Source organism: Streptomyces sp. NPDC043746, from assembly GCF_056436485.1.
The window spans coordinates 129,054-149,535 of the sequence record NZ_JBWKCM010000017.1 but is presented as its reverse complement, the minus strand read 5'-3'; the positions used below and the strand labels follow the sequence as shown (position 1 = coordinate 149,535).

At 67.9% G+C, this 20,482-nt stretch carries 18 protein-coding genes, 3 tRNA genes and 1 pseudogene; 4 read left to right on the top strand and 18 right to left on the bottom strand.

The window, feature by feature from the left end:
- The 3 genes from AC0682_RS19880 to rpsL form a co-directional block, all read right to left on the bottom strand.
- Positions 1 to 620: GTP-binding protein (locus AC0682_RS19880; protein WP_478534243.1), on the bottom strand; the 620-nt coding region annotated here is incomplete at its 3' end.
- A 37-nt stretch (positions 621 to 657) separates the two neighbouring features.
- Positions 658 to 1,128, bottom strand: coding sequence for a 30S ribosomal protein S7 (gene rpsG / locus AC0682_RS19875; RefSeq protein WP_003966970.1), 471 nt, complete (start codon positions 1,126 to 1,128; stop codon positions 658 to 660).
- 2 nt (positions 1,129 to 1,130) lie between these two features.
- Positions 1,131 to 1,502: a 30S ribosomal protein S12 gene (gene rpsL / locus AC0682_RS19870; RefSeq protein WP_003948652.1), complete on the bottom strand. Its 372-nt coding sequence runs from the start codon at positions 1,500 to 1,502 to the stop codon at positions 1,131 to 1,133.
- A gap of 575 nt (positions 1,503 to 2,077) precedes the next feature.
- Between rpsL and AC0682_RS19865 the strand changes: the two genes are divergently transcribed.
- A complete protein-coding gene (locus AC0682_RS19865; protein WP_478534242.1) occupies positions 2,078 to 2,506 on the top strand; it encodes a hypothetical protein in 429 nt (142 codons plus the stop codon).
- Here AC0682_RS19865 and AC0682_RS19860 read toward each other — a convergent pair.
- The 9 genes from AC0682_RS19860 to AC0682_RS19820 form a co-directional block, all read right to left on the bottom strand.
- Positions 2,485 to 6,384 (bottom strand): DNA-directed RNA polymerase subunit beta', encoded by a 3,900-nt coding sequence (locus AC0682_RS19860; protein WP_254811912.1) that lies wholly within the window; start codon positions 6,382 to 6,384, stop codon positions 2,485 to 2,487. The two genes, AC0682_RS19865 and AC0682_RS19860, sit on opposite strands and share 22 nt — an antisense overlap.
- A gap of 129 nt (positions 6,385 to 6,513) precedes the next feature.
- On the bottom strand, positions 6,514 to 9,999 hold the full coding sequence (gene rpoB, locus AC0682_RS19855; protein WP_254811913.1) for a DNA-directed RNA polymerase subunit beta: 3,486 nt from the start codon (positions 9,997 to 9,999) through the stop codon (positions 6,514 to 6,516).
- Between the two features lie 620 nt (positions 10,000 to 10,619).
- Complete coding sequence (gene rplL, locus AC0682_RS19850) at positions 10,620 to 11,003, bottom strand: 50S ribosomal protein L7/L12 (protein ID WP_084748610.1); 384 nt, start codon at positions 11,001 to 11,003, stop codon at positions 10,620 to 10,622.
- Positions 11,004 to 11,087: 84 nt separating this feature from the next.
- Positions 11,088 to 11,645, bottom strand: a complete 558-nt coding sequence (rplJ, locus tag AC0682_RS19845) for a 50S ribosomal protein L10 (protein ID WP_006126875.1) — start codon at positions 11,643 to 11,645, stop codon at positions 11,088 to 11,090.
- Between the two features lie 457 nt (positions 11,646 to 12,102).
- Positions 12,103 to 12,825 carry a 50S ribosomal protein L1 gene (gene rplA, locus AC0682_RS19840; RefSeq protein ID WP_254811914.1) on the bottom strand — a complete coding sequence of 241 codons (723 nt, stop codon included), beginning with the start codon at positions 12,823 to 12,825 and terminating at the stop codon, positions 12,103 to 12,105.
- Positions 12,826 to 12,904: 79 nt separating this feature from the next.
- Complete coding sequence (gene rplK / locus AC0682_RS19835; RefSeq protein ID WP_006126872.1) at positions 12,905 to 13,339, bottom strand: 50S ribosomal protein L11; 435 nt, start codon at positions 13,337 to 13,339, stop codon at positions 12,905 to 12,907.
- Positions 13,340 to 13,517: 178 nt separating this feature from the next.
- A complete protein-coding gene (gene nusG, locus AC0682_RS19830) occupies positions 13,518 to 14,396 on the bottom strand; it encodes a transcription termination/antitermination protein NusG (protein ID WP_478534240.1) in 879 nt (292 codons plus the stop codon).
- Between the two features lie 73 nt (positions 14,397 to 14,469).
- A complete protein-coding gene (gene secE, locus AC0682_RS19825) occupies positions 14,470 to 14,757 on the bottom strand; it encodes a preprotein translocase subunit SecE (RefSeq protein WP_254811916.1) in 288 nt (95 codons plus the stop codon).
- A 106-nt stretch (positions 14,758 to 14,863) separates the two neighbouring features.
- Positions 14,864 to 14,936: transfer RNA gene (locus AC0682_RS19820), tRNA-Trp, on the bottom strand.
- Positions 14,937 to 15,148: 212 nt separating this feature from the next.
- On the opposite strand from AC0682_RS19820, the gene AC0682_RS19815 reads away from it, so the two are divergent.
- From AC0682_RS19815 to AC0682_RS19805, 3 genes and pseudogenes are all read left to right on the top strand, one after another.
- Positions 15,149 to 16,375 (top strand): pyridoxal phosphate-dependent aminotransferase, encoded by a 1,227-nt coding sequence (locus AC0682_RS19815; protein WP_254811917.1) that lies wholly within the window; start codon positions 15,149 to 15,151, stop codon positions 16,373 to 16,375.
- 116 nt (positions 16,376 to 16,491) lie between these two features.
- On the top strand, positions 16,492 to 17,505 hold the full coding sequence (locus tag AC0682_RS19810; protein WP_478534239.1) for an adenosine deaminase: 1,014 nt from the start codon (positions 16,492 to 16,494) through the stop codon (positions 17,503 to 17,505).
- 81 nt (positions 17,506 to 17,586) lie between these two features.
- Positions 17,587 to 17,718 (top strand): annotated as a pseudogene (locus tag AC0682_RS19805) (epimerase); the annotation flags it as partial.
- A 56-nt stretch (positions 17,719 to 17,774) separates the two neighbouring features.
- Here the strand turns inward: AC0682_RS19805 and AC0682_RS19800 are convergent.
- From AC0682_RS19800 to AC0682_RS19775, 6 genes are all read right to left on the bottom strand, one after another.
- Positions 17,775 to 18,830 (bottom strand): UDP-N-acetylmuramate dehydrogenase, encoded by a 1,056-nt coding sequence (locus AC0682_RS19800; protein ID WP_478534238.1) that lies wholly within the window; start codon positions 18,828 to 18,830, stop codon positions 17,775 to 17,777.
- 145 nt (positions 18,831 to 18,975) lie between these two features.
- Positions 18,976 to 19,401 (bottom strand): MaoC family dehydratase, encoded by a 426-nt coding sequence (locus tag AC0682_RS19795; RefSeq protein ID WP_478534237.1) that lies wholly within the window; start codon positions 19,399 to 19,401, stop codon positions 18,976 to 18,978.
- Entirely contained in the window at positions 19,401 to 19,853 is a 453-nt protein-coding gene (locus tag AC0682_RS19790; protein ID WP_019765115.1) for a MaoC family dehydratase N-terminal domain-containing protein, read from the bottom strand. The genes AC0682_RS19795 and AC0682_RS19790 overlap by 1 nt, the downstream gene beginning before the upstream one ends.
- A gap of 118 nt (positions 19,854 to 19,971) precedes the next feature.
- Positions 19,972 to 20,136, bottom strand: coding sequence for a 50S ribosomal protein L33 (gene rpmG / locus AC0682_RS19785; protein ID WP_003956487.1), 165 nt, complete (start codon positions 20,134 to 20,136; stop codon positions 19,972 to 19,974).
- 88 nt (positions 20,137 to 20,224) lie between these two features.
- Positions 20,225 to 20,297 (bottom strand) — tRNA-Met (locus tag AC0682_RS19780).
- 45 nt (positions 20,298 to 20,342) lie between these two features.
- Positions 20,343 to 20,415 (bottom strand) — tRNA-Thr (locus AC0682_RS19775).
- Between the last annotated feature and the right edge of the window lie 67 nt (positions 20,416 to 20,482).

The following is a 20,482-nucleotide window of genomic DNA, read 5'->3' as shown; positions in this document are numbered from 1 at the left end:
GGGATCTCGACGATGTTGTACATCTCGCCCTTGGCGGCCTCTTCGGGGTACACGAAGGCCTTCATCGACACGAGGTCGACGACGCCCGTGAAGTCCGCTTCGGCGCCGATGGGGAGCTGCATGACGATGGGGGTCGCGCCGAGGCGGTCCACGATCATGTTGACGCAGCGCAGGAAGTCCGCGCCGGTGCGGTCGAGCTTGTTGACGAAGCAGATACGCGGAACGCCGTAGCGGTCCGCCTGACGCCACACGGTCTCGGACTGCGGCTCGACGCCCGCCACACCGTCGAACACGGTGACGGCGCCGTCGAGGACGCGGAGCGAACGCTCCACCTCGACGGTGAAGTCGACGTGACCCGGGGTGTCGATGATGTTGATGGTGTGGTCAACATTGTTGAGCGGCCAGTGGCAGGTCGTCGCGGCGGACGTGATCGTGATGCCGCGCTCCTGCTCCTGCTCCATCCAGTCCATCGTGGCAGCGCCGTCGTGGACCTCACCGATCTTGTAGCTCACACCGGTGTAGAAGAGGATCCGCTCAGTGGTGGTCGTCTTGCCCGCGTCGATGTGGGCCATGATCCCGATGTTGCGGACCTTGGCCAGGTCAAGCGAAGTGGTGGCCATATGGCTCAGTCTTCTCTCGGTCTCGATGGGGTAGCGACTACCAGCGGTAGTGCGCGAAGGCCTTGTTGGACTCGGCCATCTTGTGGGTGTCCTCACGCTTCTTGACCGAAGCGCCGAGGCCGTTGGAGGCGTCGAGCAGTTCGTTCATGAGGCGCTCGGTCATGGTCTTCTCGCGACGGGCGCGGGAGTAACCGACGAGCCAGCGCAGAGCCAGGGTGGAGGCGCGACCGGGCTTGACCTCGATCGGCACCTGGTAGGTGGCGCCACCGACACGGCGGGACTTGACCTCGAGCGAGGGCTTGACGTTCTCCAGCGCGCGCTTCAGCGTGATGACCGGGTCGTTGCCGGTCTTCTCGCGGAGGCCTTCCATGGCGCCGTAGACGATCCGCTCGGCGGTGGAACGCTTGCCGTCGAGGAGGATCTTGTTGATCAGCGACGTGACAAGAGGAGAGCTGTAGACCGGGTCGATGATGACCGGGCGCTTCGGGGCGGGGCCCTTACGAGGCATTCTTACTTCTCCTTCTTGGCGCCGTAGCGGCTGCGGGCCTGCTTGCGGTTCTTGACACCCTGGGTGTCGAGCGAGCCGCGGATGATCTTGTAACGAACACCCGGCAGGTCCTTCACACGGCCACCACGCACGAGCACGATGGAGTGCTCCTGCAGGTTGTGTCCCTCACCCGGGATGTAGGCCGTGACCTCGATACCGGAGGTCAGACGCACACGCGCGACCTTACGGAGGGCCGAGTTCGGCTTCTTCGGGGTGGTCGTGAACACACGCGTGCAGACACCGCGACGCTGGGGCGAACCCTCGAGCGCGGGCGTCTTGTTCTTCTCGACCTTGTCCTGCCGGCCCTTCCGGACCAGCTGCTGGATCGTAGGCACTACTTCTCCGGTTTCTGTGTGCCGTTCGTGAAACTAACCTGGAACATCTCCGACCCACGCGGTCGGGTGTGTCGAATACTGCGGACTCCCGCCCTAGGGGCGGAAGGGCACAGATTGCGGTGGCTAGTGACAGACTCGCGATGCGGTTGAGGACACGCACCGGAGCCCAGGCACACCCCAGGCACAAGGCTTGAGCGTACCTACCTCACGGACCTGGGTCAAAACAAATGCTGTCCACCCCGACACGCCGGGCCCGCCGACCACCGCGGACGGGCCGCGACCCCAGGTGACCGCCCCTCCGGGACATTGCCGGAGCCCGGCAATCGAACGGCCCGGAAACAGCGTACTCACGGGCTGCCGCCACCTTCCACCCTGCCGGACCATGCAGTCAGCCGACGACCGGCCGGACCGGCCGTGAGGGTGGTCCGGGCCGAGGAGGCCCCCTCGTGGCAGCAGACCACCGCGAGCCCGTTCTCCAGGCGCCGAGCGCCGTCGGGACCGGTGTCAGTCCGACCGCCGTCGAGTAGGCGCCGCGGACCCGGCCGTCGCGGGGTCGGGTCCGGGTGCCCCGGGCGGTGGCCGTGCCGGGCGTCCAGGCATCGCTGCCGCGCCTCCTCGCGGCGAACCACCGGAGGAGCCGCCCCAGACCCGGTACCGGCCCGGACCGCCCCCTGTCCGTCGCCCTGGAACCGGAGCGGATGCACGGCCGTCCGGAGGCCGGTCTCGCCCGCGCCGACGGGCAGCCGGCCCTGCCGGTCCAGGGCAGCCACCAGGCCGACACACAGCTCGCCGACCACGGGGCCCGCCTCGGCCTGCTCGCACGCTCCGGCCGGGCGTCGGCGGACATCGCCGTGCTCACCGCGTCGGCCAGGGTCGCCGTCGCGCTCCGGGGGGGTGCCCCGGCCGCTGACCCCGTACATGCCGAAGGGCGGCCACCCCGTGACGTACGGGGTGGCCGCCCTTCGGCGTTCAAGCGACTCGCTTACTGGTTGTACGGACCGTAGTCGTAGTCCTCCAGCGGAACGGCCTGGCCGGAGCCCGTGCCGAACGGCGAGTAGTCGATGTCGTCGTAGCCGACGGCCGAGTACATCGCGGCCTTGGCCTCCTCGGTCGGCTCGACCCGGATGTTGCGGTAACGGGAGAGACCCGTACCGGCCGGGATGAGCTTACCGATGATGACGTTCTCCTTGAGGCCGATGAGGCTGTCGGACTTGGCGTTGATCGCCGCGTCCGTCAGAACTCGGGTCGTCTCCTGGAAGGAGGCGGCCGACAGCCAGGACTCCGTCGCGAGCGAGGCCTTGGTGATACCCATCAGCTGCGGACGGCCGGAGGCGGGGTGACCGCCCTCGGTGACCACACGACGGTTCTCGGTCTCGAACTTCGACCGCTCGACCAGCTCGCCCGGAAGCAGCTCCGCGTCGCCGGACTCGATGATCGTCACGCGGCGGAGCATCTGCCGGATGATGATCTCGATGTGCTTGTCGTGGATCGACACGCCCTGCGAGTTGTAGACCTTCTGGACCTCGCCGACCAGGTGGACCTGGACCGCACGCTGGCCGAGGATGCGCAGCACGTCGTGCGGGTTGGTGGCACCCACGGTGAGCTTCTGGCCCACCTCGACCGGGTCGCCCTCGCCCACGAGCAGACGGGCACGCTTCGAGATCGGGAACGCCGTCTCGTCGCTGCCGTCGTCCGGGGTGACGACGATCTTCTTGGTCTTCTCGGTCTCCTCGATCCGCACCCGGCCCTTGGCCTCGGAGATCGGGGCGACACCCTTCGGCGTACGGGCTTCGAAGAGCTCGACGACTCGGGGCAGACCCTGGGTGATGTCGTCACCGGCCACACCACCGGTGTGGAAGGTACGCATCGTCAGCTGGGTGCCGGGCTCACCGATGGACTGGGCGGCGATGATGCCGACCGCCTCACCGATGTCGACCAGCTTGCCGGTGGCGAGCGAGCGTCCGTAGCAGAAGGCACAGGTGCCGACCGCGGACTCACAGGTCAGGACCGAGCGGGTCTTGACCTCCTCGACACCGGCGCCCACCAGGGCGTCGATCAGGACGTCACCGAGGTCGACGTTGGCAGGCGCGATGACCTTGCCGTCCACCACGACGTCCTCGGCGAGCATGCGGGCGTAGACCGAGGTCTCGACGTCGTCCGTCTTGCGGAGCACGCCGTCGGCGCCCTTGACCGCGATCTTCAGCTTCAGACCGCGCTCGGTGCCGCAGTCCTCCTCGCGGATGATCACATCCTGCGAGACGTCCACCAGACGACGGGTCAGGTAACCCGAGTCGGCGGTACGCAGGGCGGTGTCCGCCAGACCCTTACGGGCACCGTGCGTGGAGATGAAGTACTCCAGAACGGTGAGGCCCTCGCGGAAGGACGCCTTGATGGGACGGGGGATCGTCTCGTTCTTGGCGTTCGACACCAGACCACGCATACCCGCGATCTGACGCATCTGCATCATGTTTCCTCGGGCACCCGAGTCGACCATCATGAAGATGGGGTTCGTCTTCGGGAAGTTCGCGTTCATCGCCTCGGCGACCTCGTTGGTCGCCTTGGTCCAGATCGCGATGAGCTCCTGCGTGCGCTCGTCCTTGGTGATCAGACCGCGCTCGTACTGCTTCTGGACCTTCTCGTCCTGCTCCTCGTAGCCCTTGACGATGGCCTTCTTGGCCTCGGGCACGACGACGTCGGAGATGGCCACGGTGACGCCCGAACGGGTCGCCCAGTGGAAGCCCGCCGCCTTCAGGTTGTCGAGCGTCGCCGCCACGATGACCTTGGGGTAGCGCTCGGCCAGGTCGTTGACGATCTCGGAGAGCTGCTTCTTGCCCACCGAGTAGTCGACGAACGGGTAGTCCTCGGGCAGCAGCTCGTTGAAGAGCGCACGGCCCAGGGTGGTCCGCAGCCGGAAGGTGTCACCCGGCTGGTACTCGGGCTCGCCCTCCTCGGCGACCGGCGGCACCCAGCCGCGCGGCGGCATGGTGCCGACCGGGAAGCGGATGTCGACGGTGGACTGGAGCGCCAGCTCACCGGCGTCGAACGCCATGATCGCCTCGGCCGTGGAGCCGAACGCGCGGCCCTCGCCCTTGGTGTCACGGAGCTGGCCGTCGGTGGTGAGGAAGAACAGCCCCAGCACCATGTCCTGGGTCGGCATGGTGACGGGACGACCGTCGGCCGGCTTCAGGATGTTGTTCGAGGACAGCATCAGGATGCGGGCCTCGGCCTGCGCCTCCGCGGAGAGCGGCAGGTGCACGGCCATCTGGTCACCGTCGAAGTCCGCGTTGAACGCGGTGCAGACGAGCGGGTGGATCTGGATGGCCTTGCCCTCGACCAGCTGCGGCTCGAAGGCCTGGATGCCCAGGCGGTGCAGGGTGGGCGCACGGTTCAGCAGCACCGGGTGCTCGGCGATGACCTCTTCGAGGACGTCGTACACGACGGTGCGGCCACGCTCGACCATGCGCTTGGCCGACTTGATGTTCTGCGCGTGGTTCAGGTCGACCAGGCGCTTCATCACGAACGGCTTGAACAGCTCCAGCGCCATCGCCTTCGGCAGACCGCACTGGTGCAGCTTGAGCTGCGGACCGACGACGATCACGGAACGCGCGGAGTAGTCCACACGCTTGCCGAGGAGGTTCTGACGGAAACGACCCTGCTTGCCCTTGAGCATGTCGCTCAGGGACTTCAGCGGACGGTTGCCGGGGCCGGTGACCGGACGACCGCGACGGCCGTTGTCGAACAGCGCGTCGACGGCCTCCTGGAGCATGCGCTTCTCGTTGTTCACGATGATCTCGGGGGCACCGAGGTCGAGAAGGCGCTTCAGGCGGTTGTTGCGGTTGATCACACGGCGGTACAGGTCGTTCAGGTCGGAGGTCGCGAAGCGGCCACCGTCCAGCTGCACCATCGGACGCAGGTCCGGCGGGATGACCGGCACGCAGTCGAGCACCATGCCCTTGGGCTTGTTGCTGGTCTGCAGGAACGCGGAGACGACCTTGAGGCGCTTGAGCGCACGGGTCTTCTTCTGGCCCTTGCCGGTGCGGATGATCTCGCGGAGGCGCTCGGCCTCCTCGTCGAGGTCGAAGGACTCCAGGCGCTTCTGCAGCGCGGCGGCGCCCATGCAGCCGTCGAAGTACGTGCCGAAGCGGTCACGCAGCTCGCGGTAGAGCAGCTCGTCGCCCTCCAGGTCCTGGACCTTGAGGTTCTTGAAGCGGCTCCACACCTCGTCGAGGCGGTCGATCTCGCGCTGCGCACGGTCGCGCAGCTGCTTCATCTCGCGCTCGGCGCCTTCGCGCACCTTACGGCGTACGTCGGCCTTGGCGCCCTCGGCCTCCAGCTCGGCCAGGTCGGTCTCGAGCTTCTTGGCGCGGGCCTCCAGGTCGGCGTCGCGGCGGTTCTCGGTCTGCTGGCGCTCGACGGAGACGTGCGCCTCCAGCGAGGGCAGGTCGCGGGTACGACGCTCCTCGTCCACGTACGTGATCATGTACGCGGCGAAGTAGATGACCTTCTCGAGGTCCTTCGGCGCGAGGTCCAGCAGGTAGCCGAGGCGCGAGGGAACGCCCTTGAAGTACCAGATGTGGGTGACGGGAGCGGCCAGCTCGATGTGGCCCATCCGCTCACGACGCACCTTGGCGCGAGTGACCTCGACGCCGCAGCGCTCACAGATGATGCCCTTGAAGCGGACACGCTTGTACTTGCCGCAGTAGCACTCCCAGTCCCGGGTCGGACCGAAGATCTTCTCGCAGAAGAGTCCGTCCTTTTCGGGCTTGAGGGTGCGGTAGTTGATGGTCTCCGGCTTCTTCACTTCGCCGTGGGACCAGGTCCGGATGTCGTCCGCGGTGGCAAGGCCGATCCGCAGCTCGTCGAAGAAGTTGACGTCGAGCACTTGTCGTCAATCCCTCTTTCGGGGGTTCGAGCCCCTTCGCCTCAGGCGAGAGAACGGGGCACTTCAGCAATGGTCTGAACGGGTCCGGGGAGAGCCGGCCGGATCACGGGGATCCGGCCGGCGAACCCGTCAGACCTCTTCGACGCTGCTCGGCTCGCGCCGGGACAGGTCGATACCGAGTTCCTCCGCCGCGCGGAAGACGTCCTCGTCCGTGTCGCGCATCTCGATGGACATGCCGTCCGAGGAGAGCACCTCCACGTTGAGGCAGAGCGACTGCATTTCCTTGATGAGCACCTTGAAGGACTCGGGGATCCCGGGCTCGGGGATGTTCTCGCCCTTGACGATGGCCTCGTAGACCTTCACGCGGCCGGTGACGTCGTCGGACTTGATCGTCAGCAGCTCCTGGAGGGCGTAGGCGGCACCGTATGCCTCCAGTGCCCACACCTCCATCTCACCGAAGCGCTGTCCACCGAACTGGGCCTTACCACCCAGCGGCTGCTGGGTGATCATGGAGTACGGACCGGTCGAACGCGCGTGCAGCTTGTCGTCGACCAGGTGGTGGAGCTTGAGGATGTACATGTAGCCGACCGAGACCGGGTCGGGGAACGGCTCACCGGAGCGGCCGTCGAACAGCTTGGCCTTGCCGGAGGGCTGGACCAGGCGGTCGCCGTCGCGGTTGGGGATCGTGGCCTCGAAGAGACCGGAGATCTCGTCCTCGCGCGCACCGTCGAAGACGGGGGTGGCGACGTTGGTGCCGGGGGCGACCTGGTCGGCGCCGATGGACTGCAGGCGCTTGGCCCACTCGTCACCGAGGCCGGAGACGTCCCAGCCGCGGCTGGCGAGCCAGCCGAGGTGGATCTCCAGGACCTGTCCCGGGTTCATTCGGGACGGGACACCCAGCGGGTTGAGGATGATGTCGACCGGGGTGCCGTCCTCCAGGAACGGCATGTCCTCGATCGGCAGGATCTTGGAGATGACGCCCTTGTTGCCGTGACGGCCGGCGAGCTTGTCACCATCGGTGATCTTGCGCTTCTGCGCGACGTAGACGCGGACCAGCTGGTTCACGCCCGGCGGCAGCTCGTCGCCCTCTTCGCGGTCGAAGACGCGGACGCCGATGACCTTGCCGATCTCACCGTGCGGCACCTTCAGCGAGGTGTCGCGCACCTCGCGCGCCTTCTCACCGAAGATCGCGCGGAGCAGGCGCTCCTCGGGGGTCAGCTCGGTCTCACCCTTGGGCGTGACCTTGCCGACGAGGATGTCACCGGCGACGACCTCGGCACCGATGCGGATGATGCCGCGCTCGTCGAGGTCGGCGAGGACCTCCTCGGAGACGTTCGGGATGTCCCGGGTGATCTCCTCGGGGCCGAGCTTGGTGTCACGGGCGTCGACCTCGTGCTCCTCGATGTGGATCGAGGAGAGGACGTCGTCCTGCACGAGGCGCTGCGACAGGATGATCGCGTCCTCGTAGTTGTGACCCTCCCACGGCATGAACGCCACGAGGAGGTTCTTGCCGAGGGCCATCTCACCGTTCTCGGTGGCGGGGCCGTCGGCCAGCACCTGGTCGGCCACGATCCGGTCGCCCTCGGAGACGACGACCTTCTGGTTGACCGAGGTGCCCTGGTTGGAGCGCATGAACTTGGCGATGCGGTACGTGGTGTACGTGCCGTCGTCGTTCGTGACCGTGATGTAGTCCGCGGAGACCTCCTGGACGACACCGTCCTTCTCGGCCTTGAGCACGTCACCGGCGTCGGTGGCGCAGCGGTACTCCATACCGGTGCCGACCAGCGGGGCCTCGGACTTGATCAGCGGCACCGCCTGGCGCATCATGTTCGCGCCCATGAGGGCACGGTTGGCGTCGTCGTGCTCCAGGAAGGGGATCATCGCGGTGGCGACGGACACCATCTGGCGCGGCGAGACGTCCATGTAGTCCACCTCGGAGGCGGGGACGTAGTCGACCTCTCCCCCACGGCGGCGGACCAGGACGCGCGGCTCGGTGAAGCGCAGCTCCTCGGAGAGGGTCGCGTTCGCCTGGGCGATGACGAAGCGGTCCTCCTCGTCGGCGGTGATGTAGTCGACGTCGTCGGTGACCTGGCCGTCGACGACCTTGCGGTACGGCGTCTCGATGAAGCCGAACGCGTTGACGCGGCCGTACGACGCGAGCGAGCCGATCAGACCGATGTTCGGGCCTTCAGGGGTCTCGATCGGACACATGCGCCCGTAGTGGGACGGGTGCACGTCACGGACCTCGAAGCCGGCCCGCTCACGCGAGAGACCACCCGGGCCGAGCGCCGAGAGGCGGCGCTTGTGGGTGAGACCCGAGAGCGGGTTGTTCTGGTCCATGAACTGCGACAGCTGGCTGGTGCCGAAGAACTCCTTGATGGAGGCGACGACCGGCCGGATGTTGATCAGGGTCTGCGGCGTGATCGCCTCGACGTCCTGGGTGGTCATGCGCTCGCGCACGACGCGCTCCATCCGCGCCAGACCCGTACGGACCTGGTTCTGGATGAGCTCGCCGACGTTGCGCAGACGGCGGTTGCCGAAGTGGTCGATGTCGTCGGTCTCGACGACGATCTCCCGGCCCGACTCACCGATCGTCTCGGTCTCACCGGCGTGCAGCTTGACCAGGTACTTGATGGTCGCGATGACGTCGTCGGTGGTGAGCACCCCGGCGTCCAGCGGCTCGTCGGCGCCGAGCTTCTTGTTCACCTTGTAGCGGCCGACCTTCGCGAGGTCGTAGCGCTTCGGGTTGAAGTAGAGGTTCTCGAGCAGCGTCTGAGCGGCCTCGCGGGTGGGCGGCTCGCCCGGGCGCAGCTTGCGGTAGATGTCGAGCAGCGCGTCGTCCTGGCCCTGGGTGTGGTCCTTCTCCAGGGTGGCGCGCATGGACTCGTACTCGCCGAACTCCTCCAGGATCTGCTCGGTCGTCCAGCCGAGAGCCTTGAGAAGGACGGTGACCGACTGCTTGCGCTTGCGGTCGATACGGACACCGACCATGTCACGCTTGTCGATCTCCATCTCCAGCCAGGCACCCCGGGAGGGGATGATCTTGGCGGAGAAGATGTCCTTGTCGGACGTCTTGTCGATGGAGGAGTCGAAGTAGACACCCGGCGAGCGGACCAGCTGCGACACGACGACACGCTCGGTGCCGTTGATGACGAAGGTGCCCTTGTTGGTCATGAGCGGGAAGTCGCCCATGAAGACCGTCTGGGACTTGATCTCGCCGGTCTCGTTGTTGGTGAACTCGGCCGTGACGAAGAGCGGCGCGGCGTACGTGAAGTCGCGCTCCTTGCACTCGTCGATCGAGTTCTTCGGGGGCTCGAAGCGGTGGTCGCGGAACGTGAGCGACATCGACCCGGAGAAGTCCTCGATCGGGGAGATCTCCTCGAAGATCTCCTCCAGGCCGGACTTGGTGGGGACGTCTTGTCCACTGTCCAGAGCAGCCTCGACGCGAGCCTTCCAGGCGGAGTTGCCGAGGAGCCAGTCGAAGCTCTCGGTCTGCAGCGCGAGGAGGTTCGGAACCTCGAGGGGCTCCTTGATCTTTGCAAAGGAGATGCGCAGCGGGGCGGTGCTGGCACCGTTGTTCGTATTCGCGGTCGAGGCGTTGCGCGAGGCGGCCAAGAGGGGGTCCTTCCGAGGGCTCGGACTCACTACGCGCGTACCGGTCCCGCATTGGACACAGACACACCGCCCCGAACCGGCCGGAAAGGCCAGCTCAGCGAGGGTCGGTCATCGGTGCTCAAGTACGGGCATGCCCCTGGTGACGGGCAGGAGGCAGCTAACAGGCAGCGCAAAGGGTCAGTGTAGCCAAGCGGCACACTGATGTCCAGTCGGGGTTCTCAGAGACCCACGTTGCTCTCAACAGCTGTTCTCAACTACCTATGTGGTCAGGCCCTCGCGCGGGGTGCGCTCTTCTTTACTGCCCTCTTCACTCTCGATCCATGCCTCGGATCCGGATCGAAGTGATGACGCGTCCTGAGAATTGCGCGCCTCGTGCCGTTCGTCAAGGCCCACCGGTCCGGGCGGGCCCGCAGGAGCACGCTCCGGCCGCCCCGGGTAAGCCCTCAGCACGCCCCTGGGCGCCTCGCGGGAGACGCACGGCGAAGATCACCCTACTCGTCACGGGCGGAAGAGCAAGGCAGCCGCCACGGGTACGCCGAAGGGCGACCACCCGGATGGATGATCGCCCTTCGGTACGGACGCGTGACGCGCCCTGGGAGCCGCTGCGGGCTCCCGGGGTGTTACTTGACCTCGACGGAAGCGCCGGCGGCCTTGAGGGACTCGGCAGCCTTCTCGGCGGCCTCCTTGGCGACCTTCTCGAGGACCGGCTTCGGGGTGCCGTCGACGAGGTCCTTGGCCTCCTTCAGACCCAGCGAGGTCAGCTCACGCACGACCTTGATGACCTGGATCTTCTTCTCGCCGGCGCCGGTGAGGATGACGTCGAACTCGTCCTTCTCCTCGACGGCCTCGGCAACGGCGCCCGGGCCGGCCGGACCGGCGACGGCGACGGCCGCGGCGGCGGTGACGTCGAACTTCTCCTCGAAGGCCTTCACGAACTCGGAGAGCTCGATGAGGGTCATCTCCTCGAACTGCGCGAGCAGGTCTTCCTGGGACAGCTTCGCCATGACAGGCGTCCTTCCACTATTCGGCAGGTGCCGGATGTATGTGTCGGCGGGCGTACGTGGAGCCCGCTGGACCGCTGAGCGTGATTACTCGGCGGCCTCGGCGGGAGCCGGAGTACCGGCACCGCCCTGCTCTTCCTTCTTGGCGCGAAGAGCTTCCGCGGTGCGGACGAACTTGGAGGGCAGGGCCTGGAAGACCTGCGCCGCCTGCGTCTGCTTGCCCTTGAAAGCACCGGCCAGCTTGGAGAGCAGAACCTCGCGGGACTCGAGGTCCGCGAGCTTCTTGATCTCATCGGCGGACAGCGCCTTACCGTCAAGGACACCGCCCTTGATGATGAGGTTCGGGTTGTCCTTGGCGAAGTCACGAAGACCCTTCGCCGACTCCACCGGGTCACCGGTGACGAAGGCAACCGCCGTCGGACCCGAGAACAGGTCGTCCAGCGCGTCGATCCCGGCCTCGTTGGCCGCAATCTTGGTCAGCGTGTTCTTCACCACGGCGTACTGGGCGTTCTCACCGAGCGAACGGCGCAGCTCCTTGAGCTGTGCCACGGTGAGACCCCGGTACTCGGTCAGCACGGCGGCGTTCGAGCTGCGGAACTGGTCCGTCAGCTCGGCTACCGCGGCAGCCTTGTCGGGCCTTGCCATGAGCGTCGGCCTCCTTCCGGGTGATGAGGACCGCTCAGAAGGGGCCGGGAAAGACGAAACGCCCCAGCACAAGTGCCAGGGCGCGGCTCGACCGGACTCACGTCCGGGAGCAGTTCCACAGTCACCTGCGCAGGTCGTCCGATCTAGCGGAACCTTCGGTCACCGTCCCCCTCACGGGAGCACAGCGACGACCAGCGGTCTTTGGCTTCTGGACGAGAGTACGCGACCGGGGCCGCGCCGGGCAAATCCGGCGTCCACGGCTCGGCTGCGGAGGGTTTAGCGGCAGGTCGGGCGAGATCCCCGGGGCCGGTGTACGGCGGGCTGCCCGCGGAATCGGCCCCAGCGGCCCGCGTACCGGCCGCAGCGGATACGAGGACGGGCCCCGCACCTGAGAAGGTTGCGGGGCCCGTCGACACAGAGCACGCGTGTGACGCGGCTACCGGGTGAGCTCGGTGGCTCAGACGGCGGCCGGGTCCTCCTCGACGAGGAGGTTGCGGGTGCGGTTGGCGTCCAGCGGGATGCCGGGGCCCATCGTGGTGGCCAGCGCGGCCTTCTTGATGTAGCGGCCCTTGGCGGCGGACGGCTTCAGACGGAGGACTTCCTCCAGCGCCGCTGCGTAGTTCTCCACCAGCTTGGTCTCGTCGAACGAGACCTTGCCGATGATGAAGTGCAGGTTGGAGTGCTTGTCGACGCGGAACTCGATCTTTCCGCCCTTGATGTCGTTGACAGCCTTGGCGACATCGGGGGTGACGGTGCCGGTCTTCGGGTTCGGCATCAGACCACGCGGACCGAGCACGCGGCCCAGGCGGCCGACCTTGCCCATGAGGTCCGGGGTGGCGACGACGGCGTCGAAGTCCAGACGGCCCTTCGCCACCTCGTCGATCAGCTCGTCGGCGCCGACGATGTCGGCTCCGGCGGCTTCCGCGGCCGCAGCACGGTCACCGGTCGCGAAGACCAGGACCCGGGCGGTCTTGCCGGTGCCGTGCGGGAGGTTCACGGTGCCGCGGACCATCTGGTCGGCCTTGCGCGGGTCGACACCCAGGCGGAAGGCGACCTCGACGGTGCCGTCGAACTTCGTGGAGGCGGTCTCCTTGGCGAGACGGACGGCCTCGAGGGGGGCGTACAGACGCTCCCGGTCGATCTTGGCGTCCGCAGCGCGGAGGTTCTTGCTGCGCTTCACTTCTACTCCTGTGGTTTCAGAGTGTGGAGTCGTGGTGCGGACCAGCGCTTGGTCCTACCACTGGGGGTTACGGGGCTGATCAGCCTTCGACCGTGATGCCCATGGAACGGGCGGTGCCAGCGATGATCTTCGACGCGGCGTCGAGGTCGTTGGCGTTCAGGTCGGGGAGCTTCGTCGTGGCGATCTCGCGGACCTGGGCGGCCGTCAGCTTGGCGACCTTGGTCTTGTGCGGCTCGCCGGAGCCCTTCTCCACACCCGCGGCCTTGAGGATCAGCTTGGCGGCCGGCGGAGTCTTCGTGACGAAGGTGAAGGAGCGGTCCTCGTAGACCGTGATCTCCACCGGCACGACCATGCCACGCTGCGACTCGGTCGCGGCGTTGTAGGCCTTGCAGAACTCCATGATGTTGACGCCGTGCTGACCGAGCGCGGGGCCGACCGGCGGGGCCGGGTTCGCCGCACCGGCGTTGATCTGGAGCTTGATAAGCCCCGTGACCTTCTTCTTCTTGGGAGGCATTGCTCTCTCCGGGTCCTAGTGAGAGGTGTTTCGCCGCCGATTCCGGTCATCCGGATGGAGGCATACCGCACAACGATAACGGGTATAGCTGTGCGACCAAAAACCCAGCAGGTCAGAGCGGCTGCGAAGCCCCTCTGACCTGCTGGGTAGGCATGTGTCCAGAAACCGGCGGGAAGCGCTAGTTCTTCTGGATCTGGTCGAAGCTCAGCTCGACCGGGGTCTCGCGGCCGAAGATCTCGACGAGGCCCTTGACCTTCTTCGAGTCGGCGTTGATCTCGTTGATCGTGGCCTGGAGCGTCGCGAACGGGCCGTCGGTCACGGTGACCGAGTCGCCGACCTCGAAGTCCAGCACCTGGACCTCGACCTTGCGGGCCGGAGCCGGCTTGCCCTCGGCCTCGGCGGCCTCGCGGGCGGCCTTCTCCTCGGCCTCCGGGGCGAGCATCTTGACGATCTCGTCCAGGGTCAGCGGGTACGGGTCGTAGGCGTTGCCCACGAAGCCGGTGACGCCCGGCGTGTTCCGCACGACGCCCCAGGACTCGTTCGTCAGGTCCATGCGCACCAGCACATAGCCGGGGAGCTTGTTCTGCCGGACGTTCTTGCGCTCGCCGTTCTTGATCTGGACGATTTCCTCTTCAGGCACCTCGGCCTGGTAGATGAACTCCTCCACGTTGAGCGAGACGGCGCGCTGCTCCAGGTTGGCCTTCACGCGCTTCTCGTACCCGGCGTACGTGTGGATGACGTACCACTCGCCGGGGAGACCACGCAGCTCGTCACGGAGGGCGGCGACCGGGTCGACCGGGGCGGCCGGCTCGGCGTCGTCGTCCGCCTCGACGGCTTCCGCCACCTCGGCGACGGCGGCGTCCTGGTCGGCCTCGACGGTCTCGTCCGCCTCGGCCTCGGTGTCCACGGCGGTCGCCTCGGCCTCGGTGTCCACAGCGGTCTCGGCCCGGTCGGGCTCCACGGAGTCAGCAGCCTCAACGATGTCGAGCTCGTCCTTGCCGGACTTGGAGGCGCCCGCCTCGGGCTCGACGGAGTCGTTCAGGTTCGGGTCAGACACGATGGCTGCTTCTTCCTGGATACAAAGGGTGGAACATGCGGAGGGGGGCGCCGGTCGGACGCCTTCCGCCGGCTCAGCCGAAGACGTACTTGACGACCCGCGCGAATCCCATGTCGAGAAGGGTAACGATACCGATCATCACGACGACGAACACGATGACGACGGAGGTGTACGTCGTCAGCTGGCTACGCGTCGGCCAGACGACCTTACGGAGTTCGGCGACGATCTGGCGGTAGAACAGCGCGAGGCGGCCCAGAGGACCCTTCTTGCCGCGCTTGCCGCCCTTCCGAGTCTTCTTCTTGGACTCGGGGGATTCATCCTCAGCATCAGGCATGTCGATGGAGCCCACGGCGTCCGTCACGCTTCTCACCTGATTCCGGGTCGTGGCCGTGCCGCGCCCGGTGGAGCCGCACGGCTGTGCAATGAAGTACGTACATGCGCACACATCCTGGCGAAGGAGTGTGTAGCAGGGCCGGAGGGACTTGAACCCCCAACCGCTGGTTTTGGAGACCAGTGCTCTACCAATTGAGCTACGACCCTTTGTGGTTTCCACCAACCTACCGCATCCTCCCCGGTGCCCGGGTGCAGAAACGGTGTGGCTGGTGAAGGCCAACGACAGGTGAGTGTACGTGCTCGGGGCCGCTGCGTCGAACAGACAACTCCCGACCGGTCCTGTCCGGTTCCCGTACAGGACCTGTCCGGTCCCTGAAACCCGTGTGCCGACGGGTTTTCCGGTCTGGGAGCATGGGCCCATGAGCGCTGCAACTTCCCCGTCCGAGCGCAGGGTTTCCGCCCGCGTCGGTGCGATCTCCGAGTCCGCGACCCTCGCCGTCGACGCCAAGGCCAAGGCCCTCAAGGCCGCCGGCCGTCCGGTGATCGGCTTCGGTGCCGGTGAGCCCGACTTCCCGACCCCCGACTACATCGTCGACGCCGCGGTCGAGGCCTGCCGCACCCCGAAGTACCACCGCTACACCCCGGCCGGGGGCCTCCCCGAGCTGAAGGCCGCCATCGCCGAGAAGACCCTGCGGGACTCCGGCTACGAGGTCGACGCGAGCCAGATCCTGGTGACCAACGGCGGCAAGCAGGCCATCTACGAGGCCTTCGCCGCGATCCTCGACCCGGGCGACGAGGTCATCGTCCCCGCCCCGTACTGGACCACCTACCCCGAGTCGATCCGGCTCGCTGGCGGTGTCCCCGTCGAGGTCGTCGCCGACGAGACCACCGGCTACCGGGTCTCCGTCGAGCAGCTGGAGGCCGCCCGCACCGAGAAGACCAAGGTCGTCCTCTTCGTCTCGCCGTCCAACCCGACCGGCGCCGTCTACAGCGAGGCCGACGCCGAGGCGATCGGCCGCTGGGCCGTCGAGCACGGCCTGTGGGTGATGACCGACGAGATCTACGAGCACCTCGTCTACGGCGACGCGACGTTCACCTCGCTCCCGGCGATCGTGCCCGAGCTGCGGGACAAGTGCATCGTCGTCAACGGTGTCGCCAAGACGTACGCGATGACCGGCTGGCGCGTGGGGTGGATCATCGGCCCCAAGGACGTCGTGAAGGCCGCGACCAACCTCCAGTCGCACGCCACCTCCAACGTCTCCAACGTGGCCCAGGTGGCCGCGCTCGCGGCCGTCTCCGGCCCGCTGGACGCCGTCGCGGAGATGCGGACCGCCTTCGACCGCCGCCGCAAGCTCATCGTGCGGATGCTCAACGAGATCGACGGCGTGTTCTGCCCGGAGCCCGAGGGCGCGTTCTACGCCTACCCGTCGGTGAAGGGGCTGCTCGGCAAGGAGATCCGCGGCAGGCGCCCGGCCGACTCGGTCGAGCTGGCCGCCCTGATCCTGGACGAGGCCGAGGTCGCGGTCGTCCCGGGCGAGGCCTTCGGCACCCCTGGGTACCTCCGCCTCTCCTACGCCCTGGGCGACGACGACCTGGTCGAGGGCGTCTCCCGCATCCAGAAGCTCCTGGCCGAGGCCAAGGCCTGAGAAGCCCGCGCGATTGTGCCCCCGGCCGCCACGGCCGGGGGCGCTTTTCGTGCCGGGCCCACTCCAAAGAGGAAAGCGGCTTTCGCTCCGGCCCGCCCGTGCGGCAGGATCTTCCGATGGAGCGTGATGTACGTCTGTTGCCCAAGGCCCACCTGCACCTGCACTTCACCGGGTCGATGCGGCCCACCACTCTGCTCGAACTCGCCGACAAGTACGGGGTCCACCTCCCCGACGCGCTGACCGGCGGCGAGCCGCCCAGGCTACGGGCGACCGACGAGCGCGGCTGGTTCCGCTTCCAGCGGCTCTACGACATCGCCCGGTCCTGCCTGAGATCCCCCGAGGACATCCACCGCCTGGTCCGCGAGAGCGCCCAGGAGGACGTGGCGGACGGCTCCGGCTGGCTGGAGATCCAGGTCGACCCCACCTCGTACGCCCCGCTGCTCGGCGGGCTGATCCCGGCCATCGAGATCATCCTGGACGCCGTGGACAGCGCCTCGCGGGACACCGGGCTCGGGATGCGCGTGGTGATCGCCGCGAACCGGATGAAGCACCCGCTGGACGCCCGGACCCTGGCCCGGCTGGCCGTGCGGTACGCGGACCGGGGCGTCGTCGGCTTCGGGCTCTCCAACGACGAGCGGCGCGGGATGGCCCGCGACTTCGACCGGGCCTTCGCCATCGCCCGGGACGGCGGTCTGCTGGCCGCGCCGCACGGCGGGGAGCTGGCGGGCCCCTCCAGCGTCCGCGACTGCCTGGACGACCTGGACGCCTCCCGCATCGGCCACGGGGTGCGGGCGGCCGAGGACCCCCGGTTGCTGGCACGGCTGGCCGAGCGCCAGGTGACCTGTGAGGTCTGCCCGTCCTCCAATGTGGCCCTCGGCGTCTACGAGAAGCCCGCGGACGTCCCCCTGCGCACTCTGTTCGACGCGGGGGTGCCGATGGCGCTGGGCGCGGACGACCCGCTGCTGTTCGGCTCGCGGCTGGCCGCGCAGTACGAGCTGGTCCGCCGCGACCACGGCTTCACCGACGCGGAGCTGGCCGAGCTGGCCCGCCAGTCGGTGCGCGGCTCGGCGGCGCCCGTCGACGTACGGGAGAAGCTGCTGTCGGGGATCGACGACTGGCTGGCCGGCTGATCCCGGCCGCCAGCGTACGGGCGAGGTGAGTGACTACCTGCCCACCTGAGGAGAGCTACCCATGCGGCTCACGGGGTTCGGAGCGACGGGCGGCGTACGGGCGTCTACCGGCGGGCCGTGGGCGGGACGCCGCGCAGCAGCCGGACCATCTCCCGGGCCGACGTGGCGCACGCGATGCCGGCGCTGATCGACGACCCGGCGACGGTGACGTAGGGCGTGGGCGTGGCCTGCTGAGCGCCGTCACGTGCCCTGCGGGGCGGTACGGGCGCCTACAGGGTCACGCCGACCGTCACCGGCTCGTTGACCAGGGTGACGCCGAAGGCCGCGTGGACCCCGGCGACGACCTCACGGGCCAGGGCGAGGAGGTCGTCGGTGGTGGCCTCGCCGCGGTTGGTCAGGGCGAGGGTGTGCTTGGTGGAGATCCGGGCGGGGCCGGTGCCGTACCCCTTGGTGAACCCGGCCCGGTCGATCAGCCAGGCCGCGGAGGTCTTGGTGCGGCCGTCCCCGGCGGGGAACGCCGGGGGCCTCACATCCGGTCCGAGGCGCTCGTGGACCCGGGCCAGGAACTCCTGGAAGGCGGCCTCGTCGAGGATCGGGTTGGTGAAGAAGGAGCCCGCGGACCAGGTGTCGTGGTCCTCCGGATCGAGCACCATGCCCTTGCCCGCGCGCAGCTTCAGCACGGTCTCCCTGGCAGCGGTCAGGGCGACGCGCTCGCCCTGCTCGACGCCCATGGCCCGGGCCGTCTCCGGGTACGCGAGCGGCGCGGAGAGCCCGTCGGCCTCTTCCAGTGCGAACCGGACCCGGAGCACCACGAAACGGTCGGGCTCCGCCTTGAACCGGCTGTGGCGGTACGAGAAGGAGCACTCCGCGTTGGGCAGGGTGACCGTCTCCCCGGTGCGCCGGTCGTAGGCGACGACCTCGGTGATGGTGGAGGAGACCTCCTGCCCGTACGCCCCGACGTTCTGGATCGGCGTCGCGCCCGCGGAGCCGGGGATTCCGGCCAGGCACTCGATGCCCGCGAGCCCCGCCTCCACGGTCCGTGCGACGGCGTCGGTCCAGACCTCGCCGGCCGCCAGCTCCAGCGACGTGCCGGAGAGGGTGAAGCCCTTGGTGGCGATCCGCAGCGCGGTGCCGTCGAAGCCCTTGTCGCCGATGACCAGGTTGGAGCCGCCGCCGACCACCAGCAGCGGGGTGCCGCTCGCGTCGGCCTCGCGCACGGCGGCGACCACCTCGGCGTCGGTGGTGGCCGTCAGCAGCCGGGTGGCGGGGCCGCCGAGCCGGAAGGTCGTCAGGGGGGCGAGGGGGGCGTCGTGGAGTTCCTGCACGGAACAAGGGTACGGTCCGCGGCTCCGCCGCTCGGGCGGGGCCACGGACCGTACAGGTTCCGCGTGGTCCTGGCGCGCGGACCGGTTCGGCGTCCGTGCGCCCGCTCAGGGCCGGTACGGGGACCGTACGGCCGGCGCGTGGTCCTCAGGCGAGTCTGACGACGGCGCGGGACATGCCCAGCACCTTCTTGCCGTCGCAGACGGCGAGAAGGTCCACCCGGACCAGGTTGTCCTCCAGCTTGGCGGCGACCTTGCCGCTGACCTCGATGAGCGCGCCCTCGTCGTCGGGCACGACGACCGGCTTGGTGAACCGCACCCCGTACTCGACGACCGCGCCCGGGTCCCCGGCCCAGTCCGTGACCACGCGGATCGCCTCGGCCATCGTGAACATGCCGTGCGCGATCACGTCCGGCAGCCCGACCTCGCGTGCGAACCTCTCGTTCCAGTGGATCGGGTTGAAGTCGCCCGACGCGCCCGCGTACTGCACGAGCGTCGCCCGCGTCACCGGGAACGACTGCGCGGGCAGCTCCGTACCGACCTCGACCGCCTCGTAGGAGACCTTCGCCGTCATCACGCCTCCTCGGCGGCGCGCGCCACCAGCTTCGTGAGCGCCGAGACGACCAGCTCGCCGCTCTCGTCGTGCACGTCCCCGCGAATGTCCACGATGTCGTTGCCCGCCAGGGACTTGATGCCCTCGATCGTGGAGGTGACCGTCAGCCGGTCCCCCGCCCGTACCGGACGCACGTAGGTGAACTTCTGGTCGCCGTGGACGACCCGGCTGTAGTCCAGGCCCAGCTGCGGGTCCTGCACCACTTCTCCGGCGGCCCGGTAGGTGATGGAGAAGACGAACGTGGGCGGGGCGATCACATCGGGGTGGCCGAGCGCGCGGGCCGCGTCCACATCGACGTACGCCGGATGGGCATCGCCCACCGCCTCGGCGAACTCGCGGATCTTCTCCCGGCCTACCTCGTACGCCGGGGTGGGCGGATAGGTCCGCCCCACGAAGGACTGGTCGAGCGCCATGCGCGCGCTACCTCCTGATGGAAAGACGAAAATGAGGGCACGCCCCTGTGCGGGGAACCACCCCATACAACGACACGAGGCCGCCCCCAGAGGGGACGGCCTCGTGTACGAGCCTGATTCAGCGCGTTTCGCGGTGCGCGGTGTGCGAGTTGCAGCGCGGGCAGTGCTTCTTCATCTCAAGACGGTCCGGGTTGTTACGCCGGTTCTTCTTGGTGATGTAGTTCCGCTCCTTGCACTCCACGCAGGCCAGCGTGATCTTCGGGCGGACGTCGGTGGCAGCCACGTGAGTGCTCCTTGGACGGACGATGGACGGATGAACGCATAAAAGAGTAGCCGATCGAAGGACCGACCCAGCAATCGGCTACCGTTAGTAGCGGTGACCGGACTTGAACCGGTGACACAGCGATTATGAGCCGCTTGCTCTACCGACTGAGCTACACCGCTTTGATGATGAGTCGCCCCGCCGAAGCGGGGTTTCCCGATCACCAGAGCCCCAATGCGGAATCGAACCGCAGACCTTCTCCTTACCATGGAGACGCTCTACCGACTGAGCTATTGGGGCGAGCGAGGAAGACATTACACGGTCCCCGGCCGATCGCCCAAATCCGTTTCCGCGCCGCGCTCGGGTC